At 44.5% G+C, this 19,263-nt stretch carries 15 protein-coding genes; 7 read left to right on the top strand and 8 right to left on the bottom strand.

Annotated features, from left to right (window positions below):
• Positions 1 to 5: 5 nt before the first annotated feature.
• The 7 genes from MTF70_RS04720 to deoD form a co-directional block, all read right to left on the bottom strand.
• On the bottom strand, positions 6 to 554 hold the full coding sequence (locus MTF70_RS04720) for an ECF-type riboflavin transporter substrate-binding protein (RefSeq protein ID WP_005375133.1): 549 nt from the start codon (positions 552 to 554) through the stop codon (positions 6 to 8).
• Positions 555 to 889: 335 nt separating this feature from the next.
• Positions 890 to 2,020, bottom strand: coding sequence for an HlyD family secretion protein (locus MTF70_RS04715; RefSeq protein WP_005375134.1), 1,131 nt, complete (start codon positions 2,018 to 2,020; stop codon positions 890 to 892).
• On the bottom strand, positions 2,020 to 2,400 hold the full coding sequence (locus tag MTF70_RS04710) for a DUF3302 domain-containing protein (protein WP_042521635.1): 381 nt from the start codon (positions 2,398 to 2,400) through the stop codon (positions 2,020 to 2,022). Before MTF70_RS04710 ends, MTF70_RS04715 begins: the two co-directional genes overlap by 1 nt.
• Before the next feature lie 244 nt (positions 2,401 to 2,644).
• Entirely contained in the window at positions 2,645 to 4,228 is a 1,584-nt protein-coding gene (locus MTF70_RS04705; RefSeq protein WP_005375136.1) for a GGDEF domain-containing protein, read from the bottom strand.
• On the bottom strand, positions 4,212 to 5,696 hold the full coding sequence (locus MTF70_RS04700) for a hypothetical protein (protein WP_149191630.1): 1,485 nt from the start codon (positions 5,694 to 5,696) through the stop codon (positions 4,212 to 4,214). Before MTF70_RS04700 ends, MTF70_RS04705 begins: the two co-directional genes overlap by 17 nt.
• Before the next feature lie 166 nt (positions 5,697 to 5,862).
• Positions 5,863 to 7,332, bottom strand: a complete 1,470-nt coding sequence (locus MTF70_RS04695) for a hypothetical protein (protein WP_005383936.1) — start codon at positions 7,330 to 7,332, stop codon at positions 5,863 to 5,865.
• A 70-nt stretch (positions 7,333 to 7,402) separates the two neighbouring features.
• Positions 7,403 to 8,113, bottom strand: a complete 711-nt coding sequence (gene deoD, locus MTF70_RS04690) for a purine-nucleoside phosphorylase (RefSeq protein ID WP_005375140.1) — start codon at positions 8,111 to 8,113, stop codon at positions 7,403 to 7,405.
• Between the two features lie 398 nt (positions 8,114 to 8,511).
• On the opposite strand from deoD, the gene MTF70_RS04685 reads away from it, so the two are divergent.
• Genes MTF70_RS04685 through MTF70_RS04670 form a run of 4 tightly spaced genes read left to right on the top strand, consistent with a single transcriptional unit; the run spans position 8,512 to position 12,623 of the window.
• Entirely contained in the window at positions 8,512 to 9,462 is a 951-nt protein-coding gene (locus tag MTF70_RS04685; RefSeq protein ID WP_005375141.1) for a DUF1722 domain-containing protein, read from the top strand.
• Positions 9,452 to 10,252 (top strand): MerR family transcriptional regulator, encoded by an 801-nt coding sequence (locus MTF70_RS04680; RefSeq protein ID WP_205461261.1) that lies wholly within the window; start codon positions 9,452 to 9,454, stop codon positions 10,250 to 10,252. Before MTF70_RS04685 ends, MTF70_RS04680 begins: the two co-directional genes overlap by 11 nt.
• Positions 10,253 to 10,274: 22 nt before the next feature.
• Complete coding sequence (gene phrB / locus MTF70_RS04675; RefSeq protein WP_053307915.1) at positions 10,275 to 11,690, top strand: deoxyribodipyrimidine photo-lyase; 1,416 nt, start codon at positions 10,275 to 10,277, stop codon at positions 11,688 to 11,690.
• A gap of 6 nt (positions 11,691 to 11,696) precedes the next feature.
• Positions 11,697 to 12,623, top strand: a complete 927-nt coding sequence (locus MTF70_RS04670; protein WP_025768560.1) for a L,D-transpeptidase family protein — start codon at positions 11,697 to 11,699, stop codon at positions 12,621 to 12,623.
• Between the two features lie 26 nt (positions 12,624 to 12,649).
• Here MTF70_RS04670 and MTF70_RS04665 read toward each other — a convergent pair whose 3' ends face one another.
• Complete coding sequence (locus MTF70_RS04665; RefSeq protein WP_005375145.1) at positions 12,650 to 12,904, bottom strand: Lpp/OprI family alanine-zipper lipoprotein; 255 nt, start codon at positions 12,902 to 12,904, stop codon at positions 12,650 to 12,652.
• Positions 12,905 to 13,454: 550 nt separating this feature from the next.
• Here MTF70_RS04665 and MTF70_RS04660 point away from each other — a divergent pair.
• The 3 genes from MTF70_RS04660 (at position 13,455) to MTF70_RS04650 (ending at position 19,262) form a co-directional block, all read left to right on the top strand.
• Positions 13,455 to 14,798, top strand: coding sequence for a DEAD/DEAH box helicase (locus tag MTF70_RS04660; RefSeq protein WP_031778885.1), 1,344 nt, complete (start codon positions 13,455 to 13,457; stop codon positions 14,796 to 14,798).
• A gap of 324 nt (positions 14,799 to 15,122) precedes the next feature.
• On the top strand, positions 15,123 to 17,120 hold the full coding sequence (locus MTF70_RS04655) for a prolyl oligopeptidase family serine peptidase (protein ID WP_053307914.1): 1,998 nt from the start codon (positions 15,123 to 15,125) through the stop codon (positions 17,118 to 17,120).
• Positions 17,121 to 19,262 (top strand): TonB-dependent hemoglobin/transferrin/lactoferrin family receptor, encoded by a 2,142-nt coding sequence (locus tag MTF70_RS04650; RefSeq protein WP_053307913.1) that lies wholly within the window; start codon positions 17,121 to 17,123, stop codon positions 19,260 to 19,262. It begins immediately after the preceding gene.
• The last annotated feature ends 1 nt before the right edge of the window (position 19,263 follow it).

The raw sequence follows: 19,263 nt of genomic DNA, 5'->3' as shown, positions 1-19,263 counted from the left end.
CGACATTAAGCCTCTGTTAAGTTACGGCTTTGCTTGTTACGTTTAGCGACAGACTTAAGAATGAAGAAGCCAACAATAGCAATAAGAATGGTGTTACCGATCGCGATAATAGAAAGCTGGGTAAACACTTTAGTGAACGGTTCTGCGTATAAAATCGTGTCGAGGAATGCAGAGCAACCGTAACCAAATACGTTGCCTAATAGCGCAAGTACTACGAATAACGCGAAGTCTTTCATATTGAAATCACCTTTCTCCAAACGGTAGCGCGTTAGAGAAGGGAATAGACCGATAATCAAACCAACAATACCTGAACCAAGTACCCAAGTGAGCCATACGCCCCAACCTGCAAATAGGTCAGTAACCCAGTGACCAATAAAACCAACCAAGAAGCCAACAAGTGGTCCAAATAGTACTGAGAACAATGCTAATACTGCCATTGCTGGTTTTAGCGTTGTGTTTGCAAACACAGGGATGCCAAACATAGGTAAGCCGCCGATACCGTAAAGAGCAGCACCGATTGCAATAACCACAACAGTTTTAGCGGAAAGATTCATAGATAACCTCAGTTCAATAGTCGATTTTAAAGAACGTTCATTTATATTGTTGGAAAGCGTTAGTTATTTGATTGTGTAACATATATTCAAAACAACCAAGCTGCTTATTGTTTGCTCTATTTTTCTTCAGGAAATGTGTGATTTGATTCACGCATCCCTTTGACTGGCTTTGGTTTTAGCAAGCATTAAAAATAAGGCGCGCATTATACAGAATATTAATAAAAGTGGGAATGCTATCTATCTGGATGGCTAGAATGAATCAGGGGCTGATCGTCAGCCCCTGATTACACGGTTTGATGTTATTTTTACCAATAAATGAATGCGCTATATGTTCATTAATGGTCGAGGTATAAATAGTTCTGCCAGCTCTTCATACGAATAAGCACTTTGCGCATCACTGATACGTGAGTAAAGCTGTCTGAATAAACTGCAACTTCAACCGCAGTACCCATTGGTAGGTGGTATCCACTCAAGTCGTCGGTAATTTTCAGCTTCGCAAAAACACGTCCGCTCGTGCGCAAGGCATCAGTCCCAAGCAGAGCGCCTCGCGCTTGAATTTGGCTTTCACCAATGGCTGGAATCACGTCAATGACTTCGCCACGGAACACTTTGCCCGGAATTGCGCGGAACATAAATTCTGCTTCAAAGCCTGGCTTCAAGCGTTGTAATGAGTTCTGTCTGAATGCCGCGGTGTACGTAATGTCTTCGGTATGTACGAAGGTCATTGCCGGGGCAAGTGGCAACGGCACAGCCATCACTCCAGGACGTAAAGCCAATTGCGTAACGTAACCATCGGTTGGCGCACGAACGACGGTTTGCTCTAGGTTAAACTCTGCTTTACGCAGCTCGGCAAGAAGTTGCGCGACTTGGGTATTTTCGCCTCCGATTTCAGAGTCCAGAGCGATTTGCGCTTGTTCTTGTTGCAAAATCGCAACGTCTAACATGGCTTCTGCCGCTTTATACGCTTGGCGTCGAGTATCCAAATCTTGTTCAGTAAACGCGCCACGATCAAAGCCCCTTTGATATCGGCTAAATTCCCTTTGTGCTTTATCTCTGTCCGCTTGCGCTTTCAATACAGCAGCTTCTGCCTCTCTTAGATCAGACTCTAAGCCCAACGCACCTTGGCTTGCTTCTTTGACTTTCGCTTCCAGGCGAGCAACTTCTGCTTCAAAAGGCACAGGATCGATTTTGAAAAGAATATCGCCCGTTTTGAGCGGTTGGTTGGCCTGGACTGGCACTTCCACCACGCGGCCACGCACGCCAGAGACGATAGGCGTAGTCGGGAACACTTGGTTACCCAATTGAGTAAATGGGTGGTTGTAGTTCATAAGCAGCACGAGTGTGCCCACTAACACTACGCCGCCAAGTACGGCGGTTGGAACGGTCCATTTGTTTAGAGGAATATTGAAAATTTTAAAAATGGCAATACAAAGAGCGGCGTAAGTCAGAATCAGCAATAAGTCCATTATTCGTCCTCTTTACTTTGTTCAGGCAAAGGCTTTTGCTGAATATTTTGTTGTTTCAACATCGATACTTCGTTTTTGAGTTCGTTGACTTCATCGATGAGTTCTTCAAGGCGGTGATGAATGTCGTGTGTTTCTTGTTCTAGTTGTTTAAAACCCCAGCCGCGTTCCTTGCGCCATAATGTTGCCCAGATCCATAAAAATGGCCACAGCGCATGCAAAGTGAAAAGGCTGACCCAGCCAGCGTAGTGAATTGCGTCTTGGTGCGGGTGCTCTCTCTCTTTGGCGATTTCATATGGAATATCATGGATGACAATGATTCCGTAAAAGATCACTAAAGCAACGAAGATGAGTAACCCAAGTGCAAAATAGTCTAGAAACATCTTACCTACCTGTGCGTATTGCGAAATGGAAAATCTACGTAAATTAACAATTTAAGTATTTGTCTTAACTACAGATGAATCAAGCGGTTTTTATGTAGGAATTATGTTTATGCGATGTAAGTATCCACTGATGTTTATTGGCAGTTAAGGTGTTGCTGAGTACTTATTTAAACAAGCAGTGAAGTGATATAGGAAGGATAAGTAAAAAGTATACTAAAGCCCCAGGTGTCAACCGGGGCATGGTTTAAAGTTCGGTACAGACTTGGTTTCTGCCATTGGCTTTGGCGCGATAAAGAGCTTTGTCTGCACGATAAAAAGTTCGCTGAGTATTCTCGCCTTCTCGATGCAAGGTAATCCCTATGGATACGGTCAGCCCCCGCTCACCAAGAATATCGTCCCAACCATATTGATAAATCCGTTCACGATAATTCTCGGCATGCATTTCTGCGCGTTCCAGTTGGGTATTCTCAAGGATCACGAGGAACTCTTCACCACCAAATCGTACGCACGATGCGCCTTTAAATCTGAAGTAGGACGCCAGTTCCTGTGACACACTTTTGATCGCTTTGTCGCCCACCAAGTGGCTTAGTTCGTCATTGATGGATTTGAAGTGATCGATATCGATGACCATCAATGCAAATGCAGTATCGTGCAGAAGTAGATCTTTTAGTTTAACTTCTAACCAGCGTCTGTTGTGTAAAGACGTAAGTGGATCGGTAAAGACGTCCTGCTGTAGCTGAGCAACAGTATTTTTATGCTGCTTGGTGGTTTCTTTTAGTTCTTTGTTTTCTAGCTCTGACAAAATGAGTTTGAGTTGTAACTCAAAGCGTGAAAGTCGGCGTAGTTGAGCAGACCCTAACTCACCGATCGGAATATGTTTTACAAGATCAGATTCGATTCTATGCGCTTTTTTTTCACAATTTAATGCTTCTTGATACAACCCTTGAGAGGCGTAAACTTGACTCATCGCGTTATAAAAATGCTGAGTAACGATAGGAGATAGCTGCTTTTGAATCCTTTTACTGATGGAGTCCAACGTTAAATTAGCTAAAGAGGTGTGCCCTACACCGTTTAGACAATACGCAGTCTCAATTTTGACCATCGTAGATAACCAGTATGTCGTGGCACTACCCGTTGTATACTGAACATTCGAAATAGCCAGCAACGCACTGGGGTAGTCTTCTTGCAGACGATGTAATTTGGCTCGGTAGAGGTGAATTTGTGCGGCGAGGTTTTTATCACTGACGAGAATGCTCAGTTCTTCACATTCACTCAATAGCTCTTTGGCGTCTGCGGTACGGTTCAAGCTGATATAACAGGCAAGCATGTACAGCTTGTAACGAAGGCGTAGGGATCGACTGCCAATAGCGTGATCGATAGCATCTATTTTTTGATAATAACGTAATGCACGTTGGTGATCCCCATAGGCATCGCACAAATTACCCATTCCAATAATGGCCAATACGTACTCATCAATATAGCCGTACTCGACGGCGATATTGGTTGAAGCAACATACTCGGTTAATGCCGCATTGTAGTCACCTACTTCAACTAAACGCTCACTCAAGCTTGCTTTCACAGAAAGAATATCTTCTACATCCTCTGGTAAAACAAGCAACTCAAGCGCTTGTTTCAATTCACTAATGCTGTCGTTGAGCTGTTTGATCTCTCTTCGATACTCGGCGCTAATGATATAGCAATGCGCTTTCTCTCGGTTTGTTGACGCAATATGTAACCCTATGTGTTCCCATAGCGTAATCGCTTCTTCACCTGAAACGGAAGAAGGATCGATACCTGCGTCAGTCACCTTGCTAAGCAGTTGTTCCATTCTTCATTACCTCAATATAACTTTCTTCGAGCTGTTCTAACGTGAATGGGAAGGTCAGGATATCTTGCAAATACAGTATCGGTTTAGGGCCTTTGATTCCGCGTCGCTTCCATGGATAGATGTCTAACATCGCTTGGACAGTGCGGTAGACCTCTTCTGCTGCTTGACCTTTTTCTGCAATTAACATTGCTAGCCTGTTACTGGAAATTCTCGAGATGAGGTCGCTGGAGGTTGTCAATGCATGAACGAGCTCGGTACAAACATCGAGAACTTCGGGGTTTGAATGCTGAATCATAATGATGGCGTGGTTAGAGCGTTTGAGCTCCGTTTTAAACAAAACTAACTGTTCCCACCAGTAGGTCTCAGAAACGACATTAGAGAACTGTTTTTCAGGGTCGTATTCGTGTTGAGAGCGAATATGATTGATCAGCTTACGTGCTCGCTGCTCTAGTTGGCGTTTAGAGCCTCTTGCTTTATCCATGCTGATTCGGTGAGTTTGTTCTTTGAGCATTTTGAGTGCGTGCTTACGGTATTTCTTGAACGCGTTAAACGCAGACTCAAAGTCTCCTTGTTCTTCAGCGACTCGTGATTGTTGGAAGCAAATTTGGCTGAGTAGCTCACCGTGGTCGAAACTGAGTGCAGACTCTTCTGCTGCAAGTAGCAACTTGGCAGCGCTGTCTGTATTTTGGCGCAAAAGCTCAAGTCTTGCTCGGCTAATAAAAGAGTGTGCTTTCATCCAAACGAGGTCATGCTCAATGGCGAGCTGGTGGGCTTTTTGGGTGGCTTCTTCGGCCGCATCAAGGCGTTCTAGTCCAAGCAGTGCTAACCCTTTAAAGTCCCAGATCTCGGCTTGCCACGTACTGTCATCATGATCTTTTAATACTTCGGTTGCTCCATCCAGTACCGTAAGCATCTCGACAAACTTATTTAGTAAGTAATAGTCCCAAGCTAATAGGATGCGCGCTTTGCCTTCTAACCAAGCAATACGAACATTGTTTGCCACTTTAACGGCTAACTCATGAGTTGAAGCGGCAAGTTGGTGTTCATTAGTGATGCGCCATACATTACCAAGCCCAATTAGAGATTCGATTTGAATTTCAACATCATCAACAAGAGCAGATTGTTCGAGCGCATTAATCCAATATTGTTGCGCGGAATAATACTTTGCTTGGCCCCAATATTGGAGTGCAAAAAGATGGAGAATTTCCGGGAGATTATCGTCGGTTTCAAGCTGTGTTTGTTTGCTGTAAGCGTCTTTGACGAGTTTTAAGCCTTGTCGGTAATCCATTAGGCACCAACAGCATTGCGCCATGATGAGTAAGGCTTTGATCTCTCCGTCCACAAATAAAATTTGTTCCGCGCGGATACGATATTGCTGCGCAATATTAAAGGTATGTTTAGGGGCCGATTTTATTTGGCCTTTAAGCTTAGTGAGATCATCTTCTAGCTGAATTTGGTTTTTATCCAACGTTCACATCCATGACTATCGAACTGGAAATCACACCTAATATTAAGTGGTTAGATGCATGTTTCTTTACCAAAGCGATGCGGATAACGTTTTGGTAAACGATCAGGGGCCGTAATGTATACCGTTACAACCCCTAATTACTACATCTAAATTACCAATAGAATAGCTACGATAGGAGCTGTTTGATTGTCAAAGGTGCATCAGAGACTTCTAACCTTTGTGCAGCGGTAAGACCTTGTTTATCCTGATAGCACAAATTATGCCAAGCTCTGAATATATCTAAAAGAGGTAAAATACCAGCAGGTCGTAATTTGCGACGTGGCTCGTTAATGAAGCTTTCGAAAAGGATCTGAAAGCGGTTTTGATAAAACTTCACATGACGAGTTGTCGCAACGTTAAACCATTTTTCAGGCTCATTTTGATCGCCAGCGAGGTAGCAAATGCCTTTGTGGTTTTCGTTTTGACTAGAGATTGCCCAACGATCGCGCCACCAACTCATATAGGCGATATCGACTTTGCCAAAGGGAGTACTCATGTCCCAACTAGCGTCCTCTTCTACGTACATCAAGTCGACACTTTTCTCTTTAATGCGAGGTAAACAAACGCTCAGTGCAGCCGAACGTAGTAGGGGATCTTGAGGCATGTATAGAGATACACGTTTGTTTGGGCAGCACATATCAAGTACGTGCAAATAGTGTGCATATGAGGTGTATGGTGGACGGACTAATGCCCCTTTTGAAGGGTAATGAAATACAGATAGATTACCAAGAGGGTCTTCTACGTTACCGCGAGCCAAAATTGTTTGGTATTTTTGGTCAATTCGCTCTCTGAGGTGATGAGAAGGTTCCGCAAGCGGCTCACTTGCTTCCGCTACGTACTCCTGGGAAACAAAACGAGACACCTCATCGTAAGGATTATGATCGAGCGTTGCGATTGGCTCTTCATCAGCGGAATAATTGACGTGCTGGCAAAGAATATAGCCAGAATGCGCTTCGCCAGAAACAATCCAATACACACCATTATTGCTGTTCGGTTGCAATGCAATATAGTTTGAGGCCAATTCATAATGCGTTGCGTGGTTTACCCAGCGCGCATCAATGGTTGCCAGCTTACGGCGGCAGCGGCTAGCTATATGGTCAACATGGTCGTAAAAGGTTTTTGGGTTAATACTAAGCTTACGGCAGATTTCTCGTACGGAATATCCCGTAAACAACAAGCCCATCAAGTTCTCTTGAAATTGAAGCTTCTTGTTGGCACCAGACCACTTGTCGACAAAGGTACTTTGACACACTTTACAGCGGTAACGTTGGCGATCGCCACTGTAACCGAAAGCGTGATAGAGGTGTTTGTGAGTGTGGACAGAAAGTCCAAAGTTGTCGCAATCATCATTACGGCAAGCAGGCAACCCGTCACTGTGGACGTGCCGCAGGCGATGAAGTTCGTTCACGACATCGCGATTATTAAGTAAGGGGGGGAAAGCTCCACATTCACGGCATACCATCGCCGGACGCTTAGGGTTCGCATGTTGCAGAACGTAACGCTTTGCATCACTCAATCCAAAGTTGTCACACGCCAATGTTTTACAAAAGTTGAGTTGTAACCCATCTGCGTCTTTTGGCAGTTCGCCGTTAGACACAATCGCCCCCTCGGGATAATTCGGGCAGCCAGCATAACTCTGGCTGCAAATTATTACTTACTATTTGTTCTTAGATGTTGATTGCAGTTTCTAGTGCAACTTTCATCATGTCGTTGAACGACTTCTGACGCTCTTCTGAGCTTAGTTTTTCACCACGGATGATGTGGTCAGAAACTGTCAGGATAGTCAGTGCTTTCGCGCCTAGGTCAGCTGCTACGCCGTAGATACCAGCCGCTTCCATGTCTACACCTAGGATGCCTAGTTTTTCCATCTTCTCGAAGATGTCTGCTTCTGGTGTGTAGAACAGGTCTGCAGAGAATACGTTACCTACTTTTACAGGCACTTCCTGAGCGCGCGCTTGGTTAACTGCTTCTTCTAGAAGACCGTAATCAGCGATTGCTGCGAAATCGTGGTTGTTGAAACGGATACGGTTAACTTTAGAGTCTGTAGAAGCACCCATACCGATAACAACGTCCATTAGTTTCACGTCGTCACGTACTGCACCACAGCTACCTACACGGATAACGTTTTTCACGCCGTATTCAGCGATTAGCTCGTGTACGTAGATACAGCAAGACGGGATACCCATGCCGTGGCCCATTACAGAAACTTTTTTGCCTTTGTAAGTGCCAGTAAAGCCGAACATGTTGCGAACGTCACAAACTTGTTTCACATCTTCTAGGAACGTTTCAGCGATGTATTTAGCGCGCAACGGGTCGCCTGGCATTAGAACTGTTTCAGCGAAATCACCTGGTTGTGCGTTAATGTGTGGGGTTGCCATAAGTGCTCTCCAAAGTTTTGTTTTGATAAAACGCCTCTATTATAGAACGCTATTACCAATTCTGTTGAACTTGTTCGTTTTCGTTGAGGCAATAATATCGGGACGTACAGTAGCCCCTTGAGAGCTTAGTCACAAAAACCACGCATTTAGAAACTGCAACTCCTATTGATAACTAAATCTGTTGAAACCAAAAGAGCAATCGATTTGCTTTTGAGCAGTTTGTCGATTGCGCGCACAAATTCTTTGTTTTTGGGCCAAACTTTTTTCTGAAAGCTGGTTGATCGAAATACTTTCGAGTGAAGTAAAACGATTAAATTGTACAACTTATTTTCTTGTACAATCTGGAAAGGCTTGTTATAAGTTATACAACAAAACTTTTTGTATAGGGATGCGTCATCATGGAATCTTCAATCAAAGTAGGTATCAGTTCGTGTGTTTTGGGTGAACGAGTGCGTTTTGACTCTGGTCATAAGGTGAGCAACTTTGTGACTAAAGAGCTCAGCCCGTATTTTGACTTTGTTTCGGTATGCCCTGAAGTCGGCGTAGGTATGCCAGTACCCCGTCCAACAATTCGTCTTGTTTCTAATGAAGAGCGTGTTGCATTGGTTGAAACCAAAAATCCAGAAAATGATCATACCGACAATATGCTCACTTACTCGGCCAATAAAGTAGATGAACTTCAAAGCGAGCAGCTTTGTGGTTACATCGTTTGTGCCAAGTCACCAACTTGTGGCATGGAGCGAGTCAAGGTTTACAGCAAGAACAGTGCTGCGAAAGAAGGTGTTGGCTTGTATACACAAACATTGATGCAAAAAATGCCTTGGTTGCCTGTTGAAGAGGATGGCAGACTTAACGACCCTGTATTGAAAGAAAACTTTATTACTCGAGTATTTTGTCTAAATGACTTTTACGACTCGATGGATGGTGAGCCTACTCGTGGCAAAATCATCGACTTTCATTCGCGCTACAAACTGACGTTAATGGCACACCACCCAGAGTCATACCGCTCCCTTGGCCGCTTAGTTGCCGATGTCGCTAATTATGAAATTGAAGACTTTTACCAAGAGTATCGTTTAGGACTTATGAAGGCGTTAACGAATCGGGCTAGCCGCAAAAACAACACAAATGTGTTGATGCATTTACAAGGGTACTTCAAACGCTCACTAACTAAAGAAGAAAAAGAAGAGTTAGCGACAGTGATTCACGACTACCGTATCGGAATGCTGCCTCTGCTAGCACCACTTACATTGATTAAGCATTACTTAAATACTTACCCAGACGAGTATTTAGCAAAACAGAAGTTTTTAGAACCGTATCCGCAGGAGATGAGATTACGCTATGGTTTGTAGTTCAGAAGAAAAACTATACGCGATCCGAGATGTCGCAGAAATCACGGGTGTAAAACCAGTTACGCTGAGAGCTTGGCAACGAAGATACAACTTGATCCAACCTCAGCGAACTGAAAAAGGACACAGACTTTATCGCCAGCAAGATCTCGATACGATTCGCGAAGTCCAGAGCTGGCTCGCGAAGGGGATTTCGATTGGTAAAGTGAAGGGGCTGCTAGGAAAAAGCGCCGATGTCGAAGTCAAAAACGAGGTTCACACACTCGAAGAAGTTGAAAACATGCTGCTTGCGCTGTCTACCCTGAATCGAGGAAAAGCAGAGAGTTTACTTGCCTCTGTTCTTAAAGAGTACCCACTAAAACTCGTTATTGATCAGTTTATTAGCCCAGTATTTGATGCGCTAGATATGGTAAAAGGATCGTTGCGATCCTTGCCGGTGGGGTTATTTCAGACTTGTTTGATCACTCGACTTGCCCTTGTAATCGATTCTGAAAACAAAGCCGCTTCCAAAGGAAAGTGTCTGCTCATTAGTTTTGAACAAAACAGAGAATCTGAGAGTTGGATTCAAGCAGCGAAGCTTTGTGAACAAGGGTATCACACGACTTTGATCGATAAGGTTGATGATGTTTCTGGTCTACTAGATCATGAGGTCATTGAAAATGGTTCGTTTATCTACCTTTTCTCCAATAAAGCACTAGCTGCTAAACAAGTAGCGTCCATCAAAATGCTTCACGCACAGTTAGGTGATCGGATGGGGTGCTCTGAAGTGATAGAGAAATTACACCTAACTTAGTAGACAAAAGATAGGAGCTACCATGATTTTAGTATGGTTTCGACGTGACTTGCGTACGTTAGACCACACGGCACTCAAAGCGGCATTGGATTCAGGTCAGCCTGTCGTCGCTTGCTTTATCGCGACGCCAGAGCAGTGGCGGGAGCATCACATGGCGCCGATGCAGGCAGACCTCATTGCTCGTCGCTTAGCCTGTCTTAACGAGGAGCTTGAAAGCCTTAATATTCCTTTTTTGTACAAAGAGGTGCCGTCGTTTTCCGATTGTACAGATGTGATTAGTGGGTGGGCGGAAACACTTGAAGCCACGTCTGTCATGGCAAACATTCACTATGAGGTGAACGAACGAGAGCTCGATACACAAGTAAGTGAAGCGTTAGCTTCTCACGATATCGAATTTGAACTGTTTCATGACAAATGTGTGCACGCGCCAACGACGGTTCTTAATAAGCAAGGCGAATATTTTAAGGTATTTACGCCATTCAAGCGTGCTTGGTTAACGCAGTTCCATATGCCGACGGTAGTAAAACCTCACGAGCAAGCGCCACTCAATAAAAAGGTACTCGAACAATTAGAGTCGGCTCGATTTAATTCAAGCTTCACATTTAGTTATCCTCGAGAATCCAGTGAAGACTGGCTGGCTTCGACTAATGATATTTTGAAGCAGCTTAGGGAATTTGCACGGGAGCGCAGTGACGCGTATCAAAGCGAGCGAGACTTTCCAGCTTTTGATGGCACTAGCCAACTGTCTCCATACCTTGCGATTGGCGCGCTATCACCAAGGCAGTGTATTGCTCGTTTGTATGCTGAAAATCAACAAAATGACCTTACAGAAGGGAAAGCAACTTGGTTAAGTGAGATCATTTGGCGTGAGTTTTATCAGCACCTATTGGTTTTCGAACCAAAACTCGTCAAAGGCAAAGGATTTATCGATTGGGAGGATAAAATCCAGTGGTCCTATGATGAGAAAGCCTTTGAGCGATGGAAGACAGGAACAACAGGATACCCAATCGTTGATGCAGCAATGCGTCAGCTCAATCAAACAGGCTGGATGCACAACCGATTACGTATGATTGTCGCGAGCTTTCTTACCAAGGACTTACATATTGATTGGCGATGGGGAGAAGCGTACTTCATGAGTAAGCTGGTGGACGGCGATTTTGCAGCGAACAATGGTGGCTGGCAATGGTCTGCCTCTACGGGCTGTGACGGGCAGCCATACTTTCGTATTTTCAACCCGATAAGCCAAGGCGAAAAGTTCGATGTTAATGGTGAATTTGTGCGCCACTGGGTACCAGAAATCAAAAGTGTACCGAACAAATACATCCATAAACCTTGGACTTGGGAGGGCTTTTCTTTACTGGAATATCACAAGCCGATGGTTGATCACAAGACAGAAAGAGAGATAACCTTACAGCTCTTTAAAAGTGCCAAGGAATAGAGTGAAATGCTTAGCAAAAAGCGATCAATGAGTTTCGCAAAACGTACCCTGCTATCTGTGTCGTTATCTTTAGTGAGTGGTCTATCATTCGCTAAGATGTACGAATTACCAGAGGATGGAAGCCGTTTAATTGGTCGCCTTGAAAACCACGTCGTTCAAGAAGGCGAAACCATGGCAAATATCGCTAAGCTCTACGATGTGGGTATGCTAGGTTTAATGGCCGCAAACAAAGGCGTGGATCCCTTCTTACCAGAAGAGGGGCATGTTCTTACTATTCCGACACAGCTAATCCTCCCAGACGTACCTTATAAAGGTATCGTTATTAATCTAGCCGAGCTGCGCTTATATTACTTTCCGAAAGGAGAGGATATTGTCCATGTATTTCCTGTCGGAATTGGCCGAATAGGGCGCGATACCCCAGTAATGACAACGCGTATCAGCCAAAAACGACCGAACCCTACATGGACTCCTCCAGCCTCTATTCGTGCCGAGTACAAAGCAAAGGGCATTGACCTACCAGCCGTTGTTCCTGCGGGGCCTGATAATCCACTTGGTATGTTTGCATTGCGTTTAGCTTACGGGAATGGCGAATACCTAATTCATGGTACCAACAAGGACTTTGGGATTGGTATGCGAGTCAGCGCGGGTTGTATTCGTATGGACCCAAGTGACATTGAGTGGTTATTTGACAAGGTTCGTAACGGCGAAGACGTTAACATCATTAACCAGCCTATCAAAATGACACTTGAGCCTGACAGAAGTGTGTTCTTAGAAGCACATGAGCCTTTGACTCGTAGTAATGGCGAGAAAGATGAACTGAAAGTGCCGAAAGAGTTAAAGTGGTGGTTGGATGAATTCGGTATGAAAAACGTGAAGGCTAAAGCAGCAATCGCTGCACAGAATGGGGTTCCTATCGAAATAACCGCGCCTTAACGGGCGTTAAGACGCGGTATTAAATCTTACTTAGTGTAAGACTGAGCGATGTTATCGATACGCTCGTTAGCACGCTCAGCTTCTTCTTGAGCAGCCATTGCTGCTGCGCCTGATTTTTGAACGTCAGATTGAAGAGCTTGTACGTCTTGGCTTAGTTGGCTAACTTGGTTGCTTAGTTCGTCTAATTTTGCTGCATTTGCTGTAGCTGCGTCATCAGAAGAAGCACAACCGGCTAGTAGAAGTACTGAAGTTGCTGCAGCTGCGATCAACGTTTTGTTCATATAAGAACTCCTTGCTTATAGTGAAAGTCTCGCCACTAACTATTATTTTATACAGTAGCGAGGTTAAATGTGGTTACATTTTATCAGTACATGATGTAGCAAAAGTCAAAAAAACCCAAGAATTTCATGGAGTACCTGACGTCAACTTTTACCTGAACTTAACAAAGTTTAACTACCTATCCTTTATTTCGTTCTCACAACAGTTTTCATAGCAGGTGTATTTGCCACGTTCCTGATATCAATAATTTAGACGATATTGACACAAATGAAAGTTTATTGGCCCAAATAACTGCTATTTAAGTCGTTTTGTTGATGGATAGAAGGCATATTTGAACGGCTTTTCTCTAAACTTCCTGTCCAGCTGCTCATCAAAAAGGCTAGTCTTTACTCTGAACTGAGCCACAAATGATGTTTTACCGTTACCACAGGGAATTAGTTTGTGTGATCTCTATCTATACTCCTATGATTTGCGGTATTATACCGAGCTTTATTTTTTTGCTGCGTTAGAGCGGAAACGACACTACAGAGCGCTCAGACGCTGACTGATTTATTGGAGAATACTTTGCAATTTAAAGATCTAGGCCTAGACAACCGATTGTTGAAGAACCTAAAACACTACGATTTTAAAAAAGCGACTGACATTCAGCAGCAGGCGATTCCTGTTGCGATTGCAGGCAAGGATCTATTGGCATCTTCGAAAACAGGTTCGGGCAAGACTTTGGCGTTTGTATTGCCAATGCTTCATAAGTCTTTAAAGACAAAATCGTTTTCTGCGAAAGACCCTCGCGCGGTAATCCTTGCTCCTACTCGTGAGCTAGCGAAACAAGTATATGGTGAGCTTCGTTCTATGCTAGCTGGCCTATCTTATGAAGCAGCACTGATTTTGGGTGGTGAGAACTTTAACGATCAGGTAAAAGCTCTGCGTCGTTACCCGAAATTTATCGTGGCGACACCAGGACGTTTGGCTGATCACTTAGAGCACCGTTCGCTTTATCTGGATGGTTTGGAAACGCTAATTCTGGACGAAGCAGACCGTATGTTGGATTTGGGCTTTGCACCAGAGCTTCGTCGCATTCATAAAGCAGCCAAGCATCGTCGTCGTCAAACGTTGATGTTCTCTGCGACATTAGATCATGCAGACGTCAATGAAATCGCGGCTGAAATGCTCAATGCGCCAAAGCGAATTGCTATCGGCGTTTCTAACGAAGAACATAAAGATATCACGCAAAAATTTTACTTGTGTGATCACCTAGATCATAAAGAGGCAATTTTAGATCGTGTTCTTTCTGAGGCTGAATACCGTCAAGTTATTATCTTTACGGCAACGCGTGATGATACTGAGCGACTAACAGAAAAGCTGAACGAAAAGAAACTGAAGGCTGTAGCACTAAGTGGTAACTTGAACCAGACTCAACGTAACACCATTATGAGTCAGTTTGAGCGCGCAGTATTTAAGATCCTTGTAACGACTGATGTTGCTTCCCGCGGTTTGGATATTGCAACTGTGACACACGTCATCAACTTCGATATGCCAAAGCATACCGAAGAATACGTACACCGAGTTGGTCGTACTGGTCGTGCTGGAAACAAAGGGGATGCAATCTCTCTTGTTGGTCCAAAAGACTGGGATAGCTTTAAACGTGTAGAAGCATACCTACAACAAGATCTTGAGTTTTCAGTGTTTGAAGATTTGAAAGGTAAGTTTAAAGGCCTTAAGCCACCTAAACCAGATTTCCGCAATAAGAAAGCGACCGCAAAGAAAGCTCGCCCTCAAGCGAAAAAATCGGCGAAAAAACCAGCTAAGCGTGACAAGAGCTTCTACAAAAACGTATCTGTGGGTGATGATGTCTTCATCCCTAAGAAAAAACCAGCGGCACCGAGCTCTGAAGAGTAAAAGCTGCTGTAGTTTCCCACGGATTTTAGTTCTTAAAAATCCGAGTGTTCGCACTCGGATTTTTTATGTCTGTCGCTAGGTGAAATAGCGTTTTTCCATACTCACTCGTTTGTCAGCTTTTATATTTGTCTGGTTGTATATAAACAGCATAGAACGCTAATTTAGAAAGTTATTAAGTTTTATTACCTCGGTCAAAGCAAACGTTTTTCCTCACACACTAGATAAAAATCTCACATGATTATGAAAATGATAATTGATCTCATTTTTATTTAAGGGCAGAATACGCGCCATTGTATTAATCCTATAAATGAATTCGCTCTCTATATGAAATTTACTCATGTTTTTTTAGGGCTCATAATTACCTCTAGTTCTGGCTTTGCTGCTGATGATTTCAACTGGCTTCGAGATGATGCTCGTAAAGATGAGCGAGTTCTTACCTACCTAACAGAACAAAACCACAAAACTGAACAGCACCAAAAAAGTTATCAGACGTTGACAAAAAACCTACTCACGCAGTGGGATACCATGGTGGCAGACAAAGGTGATAAGCCATGGTCGATCATGAGTGGAAGAGAGTGGACGCTAACGCGTCGCGATGGTCGTTACTTACTATTATCCCGTGCGAGTCAACATGCACCAGAAAACGTGGTGTTCGATTTCGATGAACGACAATCTGCGCATCAGTACTACCAACTTGGTCAATGGCAAGTGAATGGTGACACATTACTTTTCACGGAAGATATCGACGGCAGCGAACAATATCGTGCTGTGGTTGTTGATTTACTCTCCGGCCAATCTACGGAACTGGCGACGCACGTCGATAGTGGCGTATTGTTGTCACCTAACGGGAAAGTGGCATTCCTCGTTGCAAAAGAAAAGCGCACTCAGCGACCTCATCAGATCTTACGTATCTCCACTGAATCTTTGGCAAAAACAGTCCTATGGAATGAACCCAAGTCAGATTGGTTACTTTCTTTCTATCGTGCGGCAGATAGCCGTTATGCTGTGCTACAAAGCAACAACGAGTCAACAACAGAGCAGAAGCTTGTCGATCTAGAAACGGGCACTGTCTCAGATTCATTGCGAAAGCCTGAAGTGGGTGTGGAATATTACGCGGATGTGGCGAAAGGTTACATTTATCTTAAAAGCAACCTGGAAGGAAAGTTCGCCCTTTACCAAGCCGAACTCGCACCGCTTGGCGCAACATGGCAACGCTTTACCAATCCTCATGAGCCGCTTGAACAGTTCTACCTTTATGATGCAGGAGTTGTGGCACTTAGCAAGCCAAACAATGTGTCGACTTTGACGGTGTATTCTTACCAAGGTCAGGAAAAAGTGATACTGCCATTGGAACACGATGGTAATGTCGCTTGGCTAAGCACATTGGGCGATTTTGAATCAAACAAAATTCGTATCCGAAGCATGTCGATGACTACGCCTCCTCAGTGGGAAGAGTTCGATGTAAAAACGCTGAATAAATCCTTGTACTCTCAAGATGCTTACCAAGACTTTGATAGTCAGCGTTATGTATCCCAACGTATTTTTATTAAGCACGACGGCGTTTCTGTCCCTGTCTCTTTGGCGTATCGCAAAGACAAATTGCACCCACAATCTCCTGTGATGATTTACGGTTACGGCGCGTATGGTTTTACGATGAAACCGTACTTTATGCCTCAGGTTATCAGTTTACTCGACCAAGGTGTGATTTACGCTATCGCCCATGTCCGTGGCGGTGGGTACTTTGGCGATGAATGGCACGAGCAAGGCCGTGGTGTGCGAAAAGCCAATTCTATTGGTGATTTTGTCGCGGCCGCGAAGGCGCTGCAAACATTCGAACGTGGCAATAGAGAGGTTTTCGCCATCGGTTCTAGTGCTGGTGGCACGTTGGTGGCCGGAGCGGTTAATCAAGATCCTAAATTGTTTTCAGGTGTCGTACTTAAAGTGCCTTTTGTTGATGTGGTTGCAAGTATGTCGGATACCTCACTTCCGCTTACCACACAGCAGTATGGCGAATGGGGTAACCCAACCAAACCTGAACAATTGGCGTTAATGAAGGCGTACGATCCGATTCTCAATATCCATAAAGACGCTTACCCACCCATGTTTGTTCAAGTCGGTTTAATCGATCAGCGCGTGCCATATTGGGAAGGCGCTAAGTATCTCGCTAAAGTTTCAGCGTTAAGTGAGCGCAACGGGCCGTACTTGTTGCAAACTGATTTTAATTCGGGCCACCAAATGGACCCACGACAAGCGCAAGAACAACAAGCAAAAGAATACGCATTTCTACTATCACTCATTAAAACATCTAAAGCGGAGCAGTAAATGAAGCTTACCCCAGTGTCAGCGGCAGTACTTTCGGTACTTGCTGCCAGTCAAGTGCACGCCGAATCTAAGGTTTTCTCAATGGAAGAGGTGGTGGTAACCGCCAATAAAATCGATCAGCCATTGTCAAAAGTGGCAGGTAGTGTCGCGGTTATCACAAACGAGCAAATCGAAGAAAGAGGCGAGACCGAGCTATATGACGTGCTGCGTAACGAACCTGGTGTAAGCGTGACGGGCGGTGCAGGACGTCCGCAAAACATTACCATCCGTGGTATGACGGGTAACCGCATTATGATCGTTCGTGATGGCATTCGTTCTGCGGATGGCTTCGGTGCGAATGACATTAATGATGCCGTTGGGCGAGATACTTTTGATTTATCCAATTTTGAATCGCTGCAAATCATTAAAGGGGCAAGTTCTTCGGTGCATGGCTCTGGCGCGATCGGCGGTGTGGTGATTTTAGAATCCAGTCAGCCGGGTGATTTCTTAAAAGACAAAGACTTCTACACCGATGTTTCCGGTACTTACACCGATATCAGCAACAAGTACAAAGGCACGAGTAATCTAGCTTTTCGTTCCGGTGATACAGAGAGTTTGTTTAACGTTTCATACTGGCAAGGACAAGAAACACGTAACTTTGATGAAGAGTTGTATAACCGCGACCTCGATGGTTACAGCGGTGCTTATACGATCAACCACTTTTTCAATGAAGAGGTGATGTTGAAAGCGAAAGCTGAACTCTACACCCAGAACCAAGAGCGTTTGGAGGGTTCACCGTCCATTCAACCTGATGGAATTTGGCATATTGAAGACTTTGCTGAGGATGAAACCACAGAAGAGTACAGCGCTTATATTGGTGCAGAGGTGACTCCGATTAATCCAACTTGGTTCGAAGAGTTGGATACCAAAGTTTACTGGCGTCACACCGAAGTGGTGGAGGACACCAACCGTTTAATGCGCCAAGTGGATCACAATGGTTTGATCACCAAGCGTCGCGAGCTGGAACACAAAACCTTCATTGACGAAACAATTGGCTTCCGTGGCGATTTCACTAATACGATTTATGCAGCAAATGCTGAGCACCAATTGGCTTACGGTGTTGAGCTTTCTACAGACTATTACGAACGCACAGATAGCGACTCCAAGATTGATTGGAACGGAGTAACACCTTCGACCAAACAACCTTTCGCTCCTGCTCGTGCTTATAACATTGGCTTGTATGTTCGAGACATGGTGGAACTGGATAAATGGACCATCACAGGTGGCCTACGATTTGATGCGCACCGTCTCACGCCAGACGGTGCGGCTGAAGTGGGCGGCTTCCCATTAAAAGACATGGATAGCTCAGAGGTATCTCCAAGTTTGTCGGTTTCTCGTGAGGTATTTGCCAACAACATTGCTTATGTATCTTATAACCATGGTTACCGTGCTCCGGAATACGATAAAGCGTATGGCTTCGTAAGCCACGACTTTGTGCCGCTCACGCCGTTTGTCATTGCACCAAACATGGATCTAGAAGCTGAAACTTCCGACTCATTTGAAATCGGTAACAAGTTCGATAACGGTCGTGCGTATATCTATGCGTCTTTGTTCTACAACAAGTTTGAAAACTTCATCGACGTTGTGACCACGGGCTTTGACTCAAGCAATGGTAATTACATTAAACAATACCAAAACCTCGATGGTGTCGAGACGTATGGTGCAGAGCTTTCTGCAGGTTACGCGATCACTAAGCGATGGAACATCAGCACCAAGTTTGGCTACGTAGATGGCAAAGACGCGGAAGGTGAATACGTTCGAAGCATTACGCCATTCGAAGGTAACGCTCAACTGAAATACGTCAACCAAGACTTCAATGCTTACGTGGCTTGGAACTGGGCCGCGGCCATGGATCGCGTTCCTAAATGCCAGACCACGCTTGGTCTAGCGACAGATTGCGCGCAGACAAGTGCGTGGAATACGTTTGATATTGGCGCAACTTACTACGTTTCCAAAGACCTTCGTGTTAGCGCAAACATCGTCAACTTGTTCGACAAAGAGTACATCCGATACCAAGACGTAGCGGGTATCGCTGAGGAAAGTAAGCGTTACTCAACTGAGCCTGGGCGCTACTTCACGCTAAATGCAAAATACGAATTCTAGG

This window comes from Vibrio sp. 2CM40D (genome assembly GCF_023161825.1).
In the GTDB taxonomy this organism is placed as follows: Bacteria; Pseudomonadota; Gammaproteobacteria; order Enterobacterales; family Vibrionaceae; genus Vibrio; species Vibrio alginolyticus.
The sequence above is the reverse complement of the archived record's forward strand: the minus strand, read 5'-3'. Positions and strand labels throughout refer to the sequence as shown.